General features: G+C 72.1%; 10 protein-coding genes and 3 pseudogenes. 8 read left to right on the top strand and 5 right to left on the bottom strand.

Annotated features, from left to right (window positions below; genetic code table 11):
• The first annotated feature begins 146 nt into the window (after window positions 1–146).
• Entirely contained in the window at window positions 147–1,730 is a 1,584-nt protein-coding gene (locus ENC19_RS05945; RefSeq protein ID WP_164446149.1) for an acyl-CoA mutase large subunit family protein, read from the top strand.
• A gap of 467 nt (window positions 1,731–2,197) precedes the next feature.
• Entirely contained in the window at window positions 2,198–3,457 is a 1,260-nt protein-coding gene (locus ENC19_RS05940; RefSeq protein ID WP_164446148.1) for an amidohydrolase, read from the top strand.
• Here ENC19_RS05940 and ENC19_RS05935 read toward each other — a convergent pair.
• Window positions 3,414–4,382, bottom strand: coding sequence for a DUF4349 domain-containing protein (locus ENC19_RS05935; protein ID WP_164446147.1), 969 nt, complete (start codon window positions 4,380–4,382; stop codon window positions 3,414–3,416). The two genes, ENC19_RS05940 and ENC19_RS05935, sit on opposite strands and share 44 nt — an antisense overlap.
• A 114-nt stretch (window positions 4,383–4,496) precedes the next feature.
• Between ENC19_RS05935 and ENC19_RS05930 the strand changes: the two genes are divergently transcribed.
• The 3 genes and pseudogenes from ENC19_RS05930 (at window position 4,497) to ENC19_RS05920 (ending at window position 6,877) form a co-directional block, all read left to right on the top strand.
• A complete protein-coding gene (locus tag ENC19_RS05930) occupies window positions 4,497–5,129 on the top strand; it encodes an MBL fold metallo-hydrolase (protein WP_164446146.1) in 633 nt (210 codons plus the stop codon).
• Between the two features lie 4 nt (window positions 5,130–5,133).
• Window positions 5,134–6,056: pseudogene (locus ENC19_RS05925) on the top strand (hypothetical protein).
• A gap of 85 nt (window positions 6,057–6,141) precedes the next feature.
• A pseudogene (locus ENC19_RS05920) lies at window positions 6,142–6,877 on the top strand (SCO6745 family protein).
• Window positions 6,878–6,970: 93 nt separating this feature from the next.
• Here the strand turns inward: ENC19_RS05920 and ENC19_RS05915 are convergent.
• Window positions 6,971–7,426: a gamma-glutamylcyclotransferase gene (locus tag ENC19_RS05915; RefSeq protein WP_164446145.1), complete on the bottom strand. Its 456-nt coding sequence runs from the start codon at window positions 7,424–7,426 to the stop codon at window positions 6,971–6,973.
• A gap of 106 nt (window positions 7,427–7,532) precedes the next feature.
• Here ENC19_RS05915 and ENC19_RS05910 point away from each other — a divergent pair, with 106 nt between their 5' ends.
• Complete coding sequence (locus tag ENC19_RS05910) at window positions 7,533–8,936, top strand: NAD(P)H-quinone dehydrogenase (RefSeq protein ID WP_164446144.1); 1,404 nt, start codon at window positions 7,533–7,535, stop codon at window positions 8,934–8,936.
• On the opposite strand, the gene ENC19_RS05905 is transcribed toward ENC19_RS05910, so the two are convergent.
• On the bottom strand, window positions 8,870–9,514 hold the full coding sequence (locus ENC19_RS05905; RefSeq protein ID WP_164446143.1) for a DUF998 domain-containing protein: 645 nt from the start codon (window positions 9,512–9,514) through the stop codon (window positions 8,870–8,872). The genes ENC19_RS05910 and ENC19_RS05905 overlap by 67 nt on opposite strands.
• Before the next feature lie 521 nt (window positions 9,515–10,035).
• Here ENC19_RS05905 and thrS point away from each other — a divergent pair.
• Window positions 10,036–11,256 carry a threonine--tRNA ligase gene (gene thrS / locus ENC19_RS05900; protein ID WP_164446142.1) on the top strand — a complete coding sequence of 407 codons (1,221 nt, stop codon included), beginning with the start codon at window positions 10,036–10,038 and terminating at the stop codon, window positions 11,254–11,256.
• Between the two features lie 33 nt (window positions 11,257–11,289).
• Here the strand turns inward: thrS and ENC19_RS05895 are convergent, their stop codons facing one another.
• On the bottom strand, window positions 11,290–11,736 hold the full coding sequence (locus tag ENC19_RS05895; RefSeq protein WP_164446141.1) for a DoxX family protein: 447 nt from the start codon (window positions 11,734–11,736) through the stop codon (window positions 11,290–11,292).
• An 85-nt stretch (window positions 11,737–11,821) separates the two neighbouring features.
• Here ENC19_RS05895 and ENC19_RS31695 point away from each other — a divergent pair.
• Window positions 11,822–12,501 (top strand): annotated as a pseudogene (locus ENC19_RS31695) (TetR/AcrR family transcriptional regulator).
• 28 nt (window positions 12,502–12,529) lie between these two features.
• Here the strand turns inward: ENC19_RS31695 and ENC19_RS05885 are convergent.
• A complete protein-coding gene (locus ENC19_RS05885; protein WP_164446140.1) occupies window positions 12,530–13,969 on the bottom strand; it encodes a GuaB1 family IMP dehydrogenase-related protein in 1,440 nt (479 codons plus the stop codon).
• Between the last annotated feature and the right edge of the window lie 2 nt (window positions 13,970–13,971).

Genomic DNA, 13,971 nt, shown 5'->3' with positions numbered 1-13,971 from the left:
GCGCCCGATGCGAAAGCCGGCGCGGCGGACGTTTCAACTACTCGACGGTACGTGTGCGGCCACTCACCTCTTGTCGCCGCAGCGCGGGCGTACTGTGGGGTACCCCTAACCCGTCGGCGGCCCTCCGCGCGTCCTACCATCCGTTGATGAGCGAACCGCGGTCAAGCGAGTCCGGTTTCCCGATCAAGGGCGTCTACACGGCCGACGATCTTCCCGGTGACCTGGACTCCCGGCTCGGCGCACCGGGTGAGTTCCCGTACACCCGTGGGGTCTACCCCACCATGTACACCTCCCGTCCGTGGACGATGCGCCAGTACGCAGGCTTCGGTACCGCCACCGAGTCCAACGCGCGTTACCACCAGTTGTTGCGGGCCGGCACCATGGGCCTCTCGGTCGCCTTCGACCTGCCCACCCAGATGGGGTACGACTCCGACGACCCGATCGCGCACGGCGAGGTGGGCAAGGTCGGCGTGGCCATCGACTCCATCGAGGACATGCGGCTGCTGTTCGACGGCATTCCGCTGGACAAGGTCTCCACCTCGATGACGATCAACGCGCCCGGCTCAGTGCTGCTGCTGCTCTACCAACTCGTCGCCGAGGAGAACGGGGTACCGGGTTCGGCGCTCAACGGCACCATCCAGAACGACATCCTCAAGGAGTACATCGCCCGGGGGACGTACATCTTCCCGCCGAAGCCCTCGCTGCGGCTGGTCGCCGACACCTTCGGCTACTGCCGCAGCGAGGTGCCGAAGTGGAACACCATCTCCATCTCCGGCTACCACATGGCCGAGGCCGGCGCCTCTCCCGTGCAGGAGATCGCGTTCACGCTGGCCAACGGCGTGGAGTACATCCGGGCGGCGATCGCCGCCGGGCTGGCCGTGGACGACTTCGCCCCTCGGTTGTCGTTCTTCTTCGTCGCCCGCACCACCCTGCTGGAGGAGGTGGCGAAGTTCCGGGCGGCCCGGCGGATCTGGGCCCGCGTGATGCGTGACGAGTTCGGTGCGAAGAACCCGAAGTCGATGATGCTGCGCTTCCACACCCAGACCGCGGGCGTGCAGTTGACCGCCCAGCAGCCCGAGGTGAACCTGGTCCGGGTGGCGGTGCAGGGGCTCGGCGCGGTGCTCGGCGGCACCCAGTCGTTGCACACCAACAGCTTCGACGAGGCGATCGCGCTGCCCACCGAGAAGGCGGCCCGGCTGGCGCTGCGTACCCAGCAGGTGTTGGCGTACGAGACCGATCTGACCGCCACGGTCGACCCGTTCGCCGGCTCGTACGTGGTGGAGGCGATGACCGCCGAGATCGAGACGGCGGCGGACGCACTGATGGCCCGGGTCTTCGAGCACGGGTCGGCCGTGGACGCGATCGAGGTCGGCTTCCAGAAGCGGGAGATCGAGCAGTCCGCGTACCGGATCGCGCAGGAGATCGACTCGGGTGAGCGGGTGGTGGTCGGGCTCAACCGGTTCACGATCGACGCCGAGGAGCCGTACGAGCCGCTGCGGGTCGATCCGGCGATCGAGGCGGCGCAGGCCGAGCGGCTGGCGAAGCTGCGGGCCCAGCGGGACTCGGCAGCCGTGCAGCGGGCCCTGGTCGAGCTGCGGGAGGCCGCCTCCGGCACCGCGAACGTGCTGCACCCGATGAAGGCGGCGCTGCGCGAGCGCGCCACCGTCGGCGAGGTGTGCGGGGCGCTCCGCGAGGTCTGGGGCCGTTATCAGCCCACCGATCGGTTCTGACCGACGGTTTCGTGCCGAGCACTGTCCGTCGCCGAGCGTGTCGAACGGGCCGTACCCGGGTACTCCGCTGCCGGTGATCACCCAGACGCACACGGTGTGCGGTCGTGGGGCCGCGCTGCGTGTGAACGTCCACGGGTGATCGTTGCCGTGAGTGGTCGGGAAATTGTCGTACCGTCAGTTCATCGGCACGACTAATGCGACAATTCGGAACGGCGACGAGGGTTTCGAGAAGATTCTCGGCGCTCTCGGCACGATTACGCGTTGTAGGAGGTGAGGGGTGGATGACGGCGTACGACCGCGATCTACCTGCTGCGCCGCCCACCTACGGACGCTCTCAGCAGGGCATACGTGACGCTGCGCGGTCCGATCATCACTGGAACGAGGTTGCGCAGAGTTACCGTCGGGGGTCTACGCTGTCTGCTGTTCCCGATGATCCATCCATTTCTAGTGATCGAAGAGAATTCGACGTGACGAGTGCGTTGACGATGCCGACCGGTCACCAGCTGGCGCCGTCCTGGCCGGATGGGCCGACCGGTTCCCAGCCCCTGCCCTTCGAGTTGGACCACCTGCTCGCCCTCCGGGTACCGGGCCTGATCGCCACGCGCCGTCACATCCACTCCCACCCGGAGCTGTCCGGCGCGGAGTTCGAGACCGCGGCCCTGGTCGCCCGGGAACTCTCCCTGGCCGGGTTGCAGCCGCGCCTGCTGCCCAAGGGCAACGGGGTGATCTGCGACATCAACGGCCGCCCGGACGGTCCGGTGATCGCGCTGCGCGCCGACATCGACGCGCTGCCGCTGGCCGACGTCAAGGATGTGCCGTACCGCTCCACGGTCGACGGGGTCTGCCACGCCTGCGGTCACGACGTGCACACCACGATCATGTTGGGCGTCGGCATGCTGCTCGCGCAGCTGGCCGACCTGGGCGAGCTGCCGGGCCGGGTCCGGCTGATCTTCCAGCCCGCCGAGGAGATCCTGCCCTGCGGCTCACTTGAGGTGATCGAGGCCGGCGGCCTCGACGACGTGGTGCAGATCTTCGCGCTGCACTGCGACCCCAGCCTGCCCGTCGGTCAGGTGGGCCTGCGGGTCGGCCCGATCACCGCCGCCGCCGACAACGTCACCGTCCGGCTCACCGGCCCCGGCGGTCACACCGCCCGCCCGCACCTGACCGTGGACCTGGTCGACGCGCTCGGCCGGCTGATCACCGAGGTGCCCGCCCTGGTCAACCGTCGGGTGCCGGCGAACAGTGGACTGCTGCTGGTCTTCGGACACGCCTCCGCGGGCACCCGGTACAACGTCATCCCGTCCGAGGCGTCCGCCTCCGGCACCCTGCGGGTGATGGATCGCGACACCTGGGAACTGGCCCCGAAGATCGTTTCGCAGGTGGTCCGGGACGTCATCGCGCCCACCGGGGCCACCGTCGACTTGGAGTACCTACGCGGTCGCCCACCGGTCTGCAACGACGCGCGGGCCATCGGGGTGCTCAACGCGGCCACCGCCGCCGCGCTCGGCCCGGAGGGCGTCGCGGAGACCCCGCAGAGCATGGGCGGCGAGGACTTCTCCTGGTATCTGGAGTACGTCCCCGGCGCCCTGGCCCGCCTCGGGGTCGGCCGCTCCGGGCCGAACGTCGACCTGCACCGGGCGTCGTTCGACGTGGACGAACGGGCCATCCCGGTGGGCGTACGCCTCATGGTGCTGACCGCGCTCCAGGCACTGGCGGCGGCGCGCTGACACCCGGCGGTGGTGGCGCGCCGACCGGTGCGACCAGGGCCGGCACCGCCGGCCGGTTCCGGCGGCGACGCCGGGCCAGCCACCACAGCGCCCCCGCCGGTACGCCGAACGCGAGCAGCCACGGCAGGATCGCCCCCAGCACGGTGAGCAGGATGGTCATCGAGGACAGGAAGACCTGCCAACCACCCTTGAGCCCGACCAGGAAGCCGATCTGGTCCTCCTCATCGGCGCTGGTGACGCCCGGACCCACCAGGGTGACCGTGATGGTGGACAGCGCGGTGAGGTCGCTCAGCCGCCGCTTCTTCGCCTCCAGTGACGCGAGGTCGGCCTCCCGCCGGGCCAGTTCGTTCTCGATGCTCACCAGATCGCTTATCGAGTCGGCCTGGGCGAGCAGCCGTCGCGCACTCTCCACCCGGGCCCGCTGGCTGGCGATCCGGACGTCGAGGTCGATGGTCTCCTCGGTGACGTCCTGCGTGCCGATCTCCCGGCGCTCCTGGGTGCCGAGACCCGCCAGTTCCTCCACGACCGCGTAGAACCGCTCCGCCGGCACCCGTAGTTCGAGGTCGGCCACCGCGTCCGCGTCGGTACTGCGGCGTTGGTCGCCGCCGACGAAGCCGCCGGCCCGGGTGGCCGCGGCGGCGGCGTCCCGGGCGGCGAGGTCCACATCGTCCACCTGAACCCGGATCGATCCGGTGTAGATGATGGACCGTTGGTCCACCCGGGTGTCCACCGCCGCCCCGGCCCCGCCCTGCGCGTCACCGCCGGCCTCCGCCGGGGCACCCCCGCCTTCCTGGGCCGGTGCCGGCGCGGCGGCGCTGTCGGTGGTCCCCGAGTCGCTGCCGCTGCCGCAGCCGGCGAGCATCAGCAGCGCGGCCATAGTCGCCACCGCCGTGGTCCCGTGCCGGCGGGCTCTTCGCATCTCCATCCCCGTTCCCCTCTCTGCTGCCCGAGCGGGCAATGGCTCGGACGCCACACACCACCGCGCGGGTTCCGGCAGACTGCGCTCAGGACGTCACGAATCGATATGGGAGGCATCACGATGCGGCTCACCAAGTACGCCCACTCGTGCCTGCGGGTCGAGCACGACGGGGGAGTGCTGGTCATCGACCCGGGAATGTTCAGTGAGCCGGCGGTGGCGTTGGACGGGGCCGACGCCGTACTGATCACCCACGAGCACCCGGACCACCTCGACGTCGAGGCGGTGAACCGGCAGTTGGCGCGGCGTCCCTTCGTCATCCACGGGCCGGCGTCGCTGGCCGGTGCGCTCGGCGACGCGGCCGACGTGCTGCGCCCGGTGTCTCCCGGCGAGGCGTTCACCGCCGCCGGGATCCCGGTACGCGCCCACGGCGGCCGGCACGCGGTGATCCACCCCGACATCCCCGTGATCGACAACCTCGGCTACCTGCTCAACGACGTCGTCTACCACCCGGGCGACGCCCTGTACGTCCCGGACGACGTCCAGGTCGACACCCTCTTCGCCCCGATCCACGCCCCCTGGTCGAAGTTCTCCGAGGTCGTCGACTTCATCCGGGCGGTAGCGCCGCGTCGGGTCTTCGCGCTGCACGACGCCCTGCTCAACGGTAACGGCTACGCGGTGCTCGACCGGCAGTACACGGCGCTGTCCGGCAGCGAGTACCAGCGGCTGGAGCCGGGCAGCCGGATCGACGGCTGAGCCGATGCCCGGCCCGCCCCCCGACCTCGTCGAGCAGCTCTACCGCACGCCGCCGGACCGGTTCGTCGCCGTCCGGGACGACGCCGTGGCGCAGGCCCGCCGCGCCGGTGACCCGGGCACCGCCCGGGAGATCGCCCGGCTGCGCCGACCCACCGTGGCCGCCTGGCTGGTCAACCTGCTCGCGCTGGAGCGGCCGGAGCTGGTGTCCGAGCTGGCGCAGCTGGCCGAGGCGTTGCGGGAGGCGCAGCGTGAGCTGCGCGGCCCGCGGCTGCGGGAGCTGCCGCGCAGCGGCGGGCGGTGGTCGGCGCGCTGGTCGCCGAGGTACGCCGGCTCGCCGCCGGCGTCGAGGGTGCCCCGTCGGGTGGGAAGCTGCCACTGGCCGAGGTGGAGGCGACCCTCAACGCCGCGCTCTCCGACGTCGAGGTGGCCGAGCAGGTGCGCTCCGGGCGGCTGCTGCGCCCGGCCCACTACGCGGGGTTCGGCGAGGTGCCCCGTCCGCAGCTGCGCCTGGTGACCGGCGACGAGGAACCGCCGCCCGCCGCGCCGGTCCGGCAGCGCCCACCGGACCGAAGTGCGCTGCGCGCCGAACAGGCGCAGCGGGCCGCCCGTGCCGAACGGTCCCGTCGCCGTAGGGCGTTGCAGAAGGAGCTGGACCGGGCGCGTACCGACCAGGACCGGGCCGAGACGGACCTGGCCGGCGCGGTCGAGGCCGAACGCGACGGGACGGCCGCGCTGGACGCCGTCGAGGCGGAACTGGCCGAACTGGAACGCCGCCGGGCCGTCGCCGAGCAGGAACTCAGCCGCTCCCGGCTGGCCCGTCGGGCCGCCGAACGGGCGCTCACCACCGCCCGGCGACGGGCCGGCGAGGTCGAGGCCGCGATGGAGGCGCTGGACGCCGAGGAGGGGGATGCCGACGCCGACGATTGACCGGCAGACTGGTCCCCATGGACGGACCTTCGGGTGGATCCTTCACGTACATGGCGTCGGGTGGACCACGTGCGGGCGGGGCGGGATGACGCCGGAGCAGGTCGCGGCGGCCAGCAAACCGGCGGTGCTCACCCTCGGGGAGGCGTACACCAGGTGCCCGACCACGCTGCGTCGGGCTCGGCTGCTCGGCATCTCCGGGTGGGCCTTCTACGTCACCGGTCGGGCCGGTGCGCTTGGTGACGTACGGCCGAGACCGTGGCGGCGGCGCTCGGCTTCATCGCCCCCGACGCCGTGGCCGACGGCTGGGACGCCGCCGCCCGCACGGTCCGGCCCGCCGAGGTGGCCGCCGCCAGCCTCGCCGAGTGCTGCCGGTGGGGTGAGGAGGTGCTGGGTGACCTGCCCCGCGTCGACCGTCTCGCGGTGCTCGTGGAACGGGCCGTCGCGGCGGCCGACGCGAGCGCGATGCCCCTGTTCGCCGCCTGGCGGGCCATGCCTTCGGACGCGGCGACGGCCGGTGCCCGGGTCGCCGCCGGCCTACGCCTGCTGCGCGAACACTTCACCGGTGCGCACCTGGTGGCCGTGCGGGCCAGCGGGATGACGCCGCTGGAGGCGGTGCTGGCCGGCCCGGAGGGGCCAGCGGCGCCATGGCCTGCGGCTGGCCGCCACCGTACCCGCCGGTCGGACCGCTGGTGCGGCGGCGGCTGTGGGCCGAGGCGATGACCGACCGGCTCGTCGCTCCGGCGTTCACGGCGCTCGGTCCGGCCGACGGTGCGGAACTGGTCGAGCTGCTGACCCTGGCGCGGACCCACGCACAGCGGTGAGAACCGGGCCATCCCGGGACGATCTTCCCGAGACCCGGGGTCGGCGCCCGGCGCCATCACCACCGGTAGCAGACTGGAGCGGTGGGAGACGAGCTACGCCGACGCGGTGCCGGTGGGCCGGGACCGCAGGTCGCTGACGTAGTCGTCCGGCGCGCCCGCCTTCTCGGCGGCGTTGGCGATCTCGGAGAGGTACCAGGACGTGGGCAGGCCACCCTCGTAACCGTCGAAGACGTAGACCCAGGCGGTGACGTCGCCGTCCAGGGTCGAGACGCGGACGGTCAGCTTCCGGTACGTGCCGGAGGTGACCCCCTCGATCTCGTCCAACTGGGCGGCGTCGTACGGGTGGATGTCGTAGAGCGCCACGAACACCCGGTCGCCGGGCGACTCGACCACGGTGCTGACCGCGCCCTCCCAGCCGATGACGTCCTCACCGGCGAAGGTGAGCCGCCAGCCTTCCAGCCAGCCGATGCCCACCATCGGGGAATGCGGACAGTAGGCACGCATTCGCGCGGGGTCCAGGTTCGAGCCGTAGGCGGCGTAATGACGCACGGCGATGACGATAGCCCGGCCGGAGCGTGGGGGAGAATACGACGGTGCGTGTCGGAGGCGTCGGGGAGAAGAAAGTCACTGTGAGCATGGAGGAAGGACGGTCGTGGTGAGCCGAATCGTGATCATCGGCGGGGGGCCGGCGGGCTACGAGGCGGCACTGGTGGCGGCCCAGTTGGACGCCGACGTCACAGTCGTGGAGGCCGAGGGCGCCGGTGGCGCCTGCGTGCTGTCGGACTGCGTACCGTCGAAGACGTTCATCGCCAGTTCAGAGGTGGTGACCGGCTACCGCGACACCGAGGTTTTCGGGGTGCACTCCGACGGGCTGGAGGCGGTCACCGTCGACGCCCAGGCGGTCAACGACCGGGTCAAGCGGCTCGCCCTGGCACAGTCCGCCGACATCCACGCGAAGCTGGTCAAGGCCGGGGTCACCTTCGTGTCCGGGCGCGCCCGGCTCGGCGAGGACACGCTCGGTCACACCCACCGGGTGATCGTCACGCCGGACGGCGAGGAGGCCGCGTACGCCATCGATGCCTCGACCGTGCTGATCGCCACCGGTGCCACGCCCCGCCAACTGCCCACCGCGCTGCCCGACGGGGAGCGCATCCTGACCTGGCGGCAGGTGTACGACCTGCCCGAACTGCCCGAGCACCTGATCGTGGTCGGTTCCGGCGTCACCGGTGCCGAGTTCGCCAGCGCGTACCTCGCGATGGGCGTCGAGGTGACCCTGGTCTCCAGCCGCGACCGGGTGATGCCGCACGAGGACGCCGACGCCGCCCAGGCGATCGAGCGGGTCTTCCGGACCCGGGGCATGAGCATCCTGAACAACTCCCGTGCCGAGGGCGTCCGACGCACCGCCGACGGCGTCGAGGTCGAGCTCTCCGACGGTCGTACGGTCACCGGGTCGCACGCCCTGATCGCGGTCGGTTCGATCCCGAACACCGCCGAGCTGGGCTTGGCCGAGTACGGCGTCGAGCTGGCCCGGGGTGGCTACGTGACGGTGGACCGGGTGTCCCGGACCAACGTGCCCGGCATCTACGCGGCCGGCGACTGCACCGGAGTGCTGCCGCTGGCCAGCGTCGCCGCGATGCAGGGCCGGATCGCGATGTGGCACGCGCTCGGTGAGGCGGTCCGGCCGCTGCGGCTGCGTACCGTCTCGGCGAACGTCTTCACCGACCCGGAGCTGGCCACGGTCGGGGTCTCCCAGGACGAGGTGGACGCCGGCAAGGTGCCGGCGCGTCAGGTGATGCTGCCGCTGGGTGGCAACGCCCGGGCGAAGATGGACGAGATCCCGGACGGCTTCGTCAAGCTGTTCTGCCGCCCGGCCAGCGGACAGGTGATCGGCGGAGTGGTGGTCGCACCGAAGGCCAGCGAACTGATCATGCCGATCACGCTGGCCGTGGAGAACAACCTCACCGTCAACGAGCTGGCTCAGACCATCACCATCTACCCCAGCCTCTCCGGCTCGGTCACCGAAGCCGGCCGCCAACTGATGCTCCACGAGCTGGAGTAGGCGATGACGACGAGCAGGGCCACCTCGGCGAGGATCAGCAAGCGCTCGATGAGGCCGTAGTAGGCGCGGTCGCCGGGGTAGGCGGACCAGGCCATGACCGTGGCCAGCAGCAGGCTGGTCACGGTCAGCGCCCGCAGCCAGCGCCCGGCCCGGGCACCGGCGGGCAGCCGGGCGGCGAGCAACCAGCCGGCGACCGGCAGCGCCAGGAAGGCGATCACCGAGGCGTACCGGTGCACGTAGGCGGTCGTACCCATCTCGGTGCCGGGCTGGTTGGTCGGCACCAGACCCGACACCAGCAGCCCGCCCGCCCAGGCCGCCAACAGCCACTCGGCGGCGGCGGATCGCCGACCGCGCGGTGGACCGAGCTGACCCAGTGTCGGGATGAGCACGGCGGAGGCGGCGGCGAGCAGCAGCATGGCCACGTGGATGATCCCGCCGGAGTCGGAGACGGCGTAGTCGCTGACGGTCAGACTGACCGGATCCAGGTCGTTGACCCCGGCGTGACCGATGACGGTGAGCACCGCCGCGACGACGATCCCACCGAGGGCCAGTGCTCCGTAACTCCGGATTCCAGGCATGTCTCAGCCTGTCGTCGCGGGCACCCTGGGCGGATCCGGGACGAGCACCGAAATCCGACCCCGGGACCACCCCGACGGGTCATCCGGATTTCCCCGGGTGACCGGCTGCTCCGGGCGGTCGGGCACCCGGCCGGCGGGACTTCTGACCGGATGCGCGGCGCAGGCGTGAACATATCGATGAGGGTTGACGGCGAGGCACGGTCGCCGAAATCTCCCTCGGCGGCGTACCGTTGTCGGCGCGCGGCCCGGTGAGCGTCGGGTCCCCCGTTCCTGACGCCCGGGCCGCCGCCGGGCCGCTGGCAGGTCCCGTGCCAGCGGCCCGGTCAAAAAGAGGTGCGGCGGTGCGCGGCGCGGGCATACGCTTCCGCGCATGTGCAGTGCGGTGCTGACGACGACGCCGGGGAAGCCTGGCGCGCCGCACTGACGTCTTCGTCTACGCAAGTGCCCCGGGCGATCCGCCCGGGGCACTTGTGCGTCGTGGGTCAGGGGTCGTGTCGGGGCTTACCGCCAAGGAGCCTGACATGATCGACCACCGCCGGCTGGGCCGGGACCTGGACCTGTTCGCCACCGATCCGCTCTGCGGTGCCGGCCTGCCGATCTGGCTGCCGGCCGGTGCCGCCGCCCGGCACGCCGTCGAGGAGTACCTGCGTGAGCTGGAACGCCGGGCCGGCTACCAGCAGGTGTACACCCCGCCGCTGGGCCGACGGGAGCTGTTCGAGGTCTCCGGACATCTCGGCTACTTCGTCGCCGAGATGTTTCCCGCGATGCGGCCGGGGGAGGGCGACGACGAGTTGCTGCTCCGTCCGGCGCTCTGCCCGCACCATGCCCTGGTCTACCGGTCCCGTGGGCGTTCCTACCGGGAACTGCCGCTGCGGGTCTCGGAGATCGGGGGAATGTACCGCGCGGAACGTTCGGGAGTGCTCGGCGGGCTCTCCCGGGTCCGCGCCATCACCCTCAACGACGCGCACAACTTCTGCACCCTGGAGCAGGTCGGCCAGGAGGTGTCGGAGATCCTGCGGCTGATCCGGGCCGCGCACGCGGCGCTGGGCGTGCGGCCGGCGGGGGTACGGCTGTCGCTGCGCGGGCCGGGGGAGAAGTACGTCGGTGACGACGCGCAGTGGGCGCGGGCCGAGGACCTGCTCCGCGCCGCCCTCGACGGGGAGCCGTACACCGAGGCGCCCGGCGAGGCCGCCTTCTACGGCCCGAAGATCGACATCCAGGTGCGGGACGCGGCCGATCGCGAGTACACCCTCTCCACCGTCCAGCTCGACTTCGACAAGCCGGAGCGGTTCGACCTGGCGTACACCGACGCCGGTGGTGCCCGCCGGCGTCCGGTGATGGTGCACCGCAGCCTGGCCGGCAGCATGGAGCGGCTGTTCGCGTACCTGATCGAGGTGCACGGTGGTGCCTTCCCGCCCTGGTACGCCCCCGTGCAGTTGGTCGTCCTGCCGGTCGGCGACGACCAGGCCCAGGCCGCGGCCGACCTGGCCCGGCAGGCCACCGAGGCGGGCCTGCGGGTCGAGGTCGACCATGCCGGCTCGCTCGGTGCCCGGGTCCGCGATGCGGTACGCCGCCGGATCCCGTACGCCGCCGTGGTGGGCGCCCGGGAGGCGGCCGACGGCCGGGTGGCGTTGCGGTTGCGCGACGGCCGCTCGCTGGAGCCGCAGCCGGCGGCCGAGGCGATCGGGCTGATCAGCGCGGTGGTGGCCGCCCACTCCGGCGACCTGCTGCCGGCCCGCTGACGCCGACGGGTCGCGGTCGTGCTCGGATCCGGCTCACGGTCCGACCGCGACCGCGATCGCGGCGGCGAGGAACACAAGTTGCAGCGCGGTACGGGTGCCGAGCGGAGTGACCGGGCGTCCGGCCAGGGTGAGCCGGCGGCGGGCGGCGGAGACGTTCGCCGGGAACATGGCCAGCAGCAGCAGGGCCAGCCCGGCGGCGGCCCAACGGGCGGTGGCCGGCACGAGCAACCCGACCGCGCCCGCGAGTTCCAGCACGCCGGTCACCGTGACCAGCAGATCCGGCCGTGGCAGCCGGGGCGGCACCATGGCGATCAGGTCCTGCCGCCGACGGCCGACGAAGTGCACGATCCCGGTCATGACGAACATGAGCGCCAGCCCGACCCGCAGCGCCGGGTGCCATCCGTCGAGCGCGGAGAGCCCGGCCAGGCCAACCAGTCGGGCGAGCCCGGTGCCGGCGACCAGGGCGATCAGCGGGGCCATGGATACCTCCCTCAACCGCAAATCTTGTCGCTGTCAAGATTGTCGTCGGGTGCGCATCTTGTCAATGACAAGATAGGGTGGGGTGATGCGTGACACCCGCGGCTACCACCACGGCGACCTGCGCCGCGCCCTGCTCTCCGCGGCCGTGCAGGCGATCGAGGAGTCAGGGCCGGCGGCGTTGAGCCTGCGCGACCTGGCCCGCCGGGCCGGCGTCTCGCACGCCGCACCGGCACACCACTTCGGCGACCGCGCCGGCCTGTTCACCGCGATCGCGGTGCAGGGTTTCGACGCCCTCGCCGACGCGCTCACCGAGGCCGGCGACGAGCTGCTGGATCTCGGCGTGGCTTACGTGGAGTTCGCCGTTCGACACCGCGCCCACTTCGAGGTGATGTTCCATCCCGATCTCTACCGGGCCGACGACTCCGAGCTGCGGGCCGCCGGGAACGCTCCGGCGCCGTTCTGCGCGCCGGACTGGCGCACCGGTCCGGCGGTGCCACGCCCGCCGCCGGCACGGTGGAGACCGCCGAGCGGCATGCCGGACGCGGCGACCGGGACGGCCGCACCGGCCGGGCCGCCCGCTCGCCGCCCTCCGCCACCCGCGCCACCCGACCGCCCGGAGACGTGCTGGCGGCCTGGTCGATCGTGCACGGCTTCGCCACCCTCTGGCTGGCCGGGGCACTCCCCGCCGGGCTGGGCGAGGACCCGGGTGACGCCGCCCGGTCGGTGATCCGACACCTCTTCACCCCGGTGCCGGGCAGCGACTGAACATCGTCAGCCGGCACCTGCCCCGACCTCACCAACTGGTCGGCAGGGGCATGCCCTCGGTGTAGCCGGCGGTGCTCTGCACGCCGATCAGCACCCGATCGTGGAACTCGTCGAGGGTGCGCGCACCGGCGTAGGTGAAGGCGCTCCGCACTCCCGAGATGATCTCGTCGATCAGGTCCTCCACCCCGGGACGGGTCGGATCCAGGTACATCCGGGCCGACGAGATGCCCTCCTCGAAGATCGCCTTTCGGGCGCGGTCGTAGGGGCTGTCGTCGCCGGTACGCGCGCTCACCGCCCGCGCCGAGGCCATGCCGAAACTCTCCTTGTAGCGCCGGCCCTCCTCGTCGGTGAAGAGGTCACCGGGGGACTCGTAGGTGCCGGCGAACCAGGAGCCGATCATCACGTTGGACGCACCGGCGGCCAGCGCCAGCGCCACGTCCCGAGGATGCCGCACGCCACCGTCGGCCCAGACATGGCGGCCCAGGGCCCGGGCCGCCGCCGCGCAGTCCAGTACCGCCGAGAACTGCGGCCGACCGACCCCGGTCATCATCCGCGTGGTGCACATCGCGCCCGGACCGACACCCACCTTGACGATGTCGGCACCCGCGTCGACCAGATCGCGTACCCCGTCGGCGGTGACCACGTTGCCGGCCGCCACCGGCACGGCCGGGTCGAGGCCGCGTACCGTCCGCAGGGCGGAGATCATTCGCTCCTGGTGGCCGTGCGCGGTGTCCACCACCAGGGTGTCCACCCCGGCCTCCAGCAGGGCCTTCGCCTTGCCCGCCACGTCGCCGTTGATGCCCACCGCCGCCGCGATCCGCAGTCGACCGTGGGCGTCCACCGCCGGCTTGTAGAGCGTCGCCCGCAGCGCACCGGGGCGGGTGAGCACGCCGACCAGCCGGCCCGCGTCGTCCACCACGGGCGCCAGCCGCCGCCGGCCCGCCGAGAGCCGGTCGAAGCCGGTACGCGGATCCGCGTCGACGGGCACCGTGTGCAACTCGGTCGACATCACGTGCCGCAGTTGGGTGAACCGGTCCACGCTGACCGTGTCGGCCTCGGTCACCACCCCCACCGGGCGACCGTCGTCGTCCACCACGATCACCGCGCCGTACGCCCGCTTGGGCAGCAGGTGGATGGCGTCACCGACGGTGTCGTTCGGGCCCAACGAGATCGCCGTGTCGTGCACCAGGTGCCGCTGCTTGACCCAGGCGACCACCTCCGCCACCACGTCGATCGGGATGTCCTGCGGGATCACCGCGATGCCGCCACGTCGGGCCACCGTCTCGGCCATCCGTCGGCCGGCGACCGCCGTCATGTTCGCCACCACCAGCGGGATGGTGGTACCGGTGCCGTCGCCGGTGGCCAGGTCCACGTCGAGCCGCGAACCCACCTCCGAGCGGGCCGGTGCCATGAAGACGTCGTTGTAGGTCAGGTCGTACCCGGGATTCACGCCGTTGAGGAACCGCACCC

The sequence above is a fragment of the Verrucosispora sioxanthis genome (assembly GCF_010560025.1).
Taxonomy (GTDB): domain Bacteria; phylum Actinomycetota; class Actinomycetes; order Mycobacteriales; family Micromonosporaceae; genus Micromonospora; species Micromonospora palythoicola.
The sequence above is the reverse complement of the archived record's forward strand: the minus strand, read 5'-3'. Positions and strand labels throughout refer to the sequence as shown.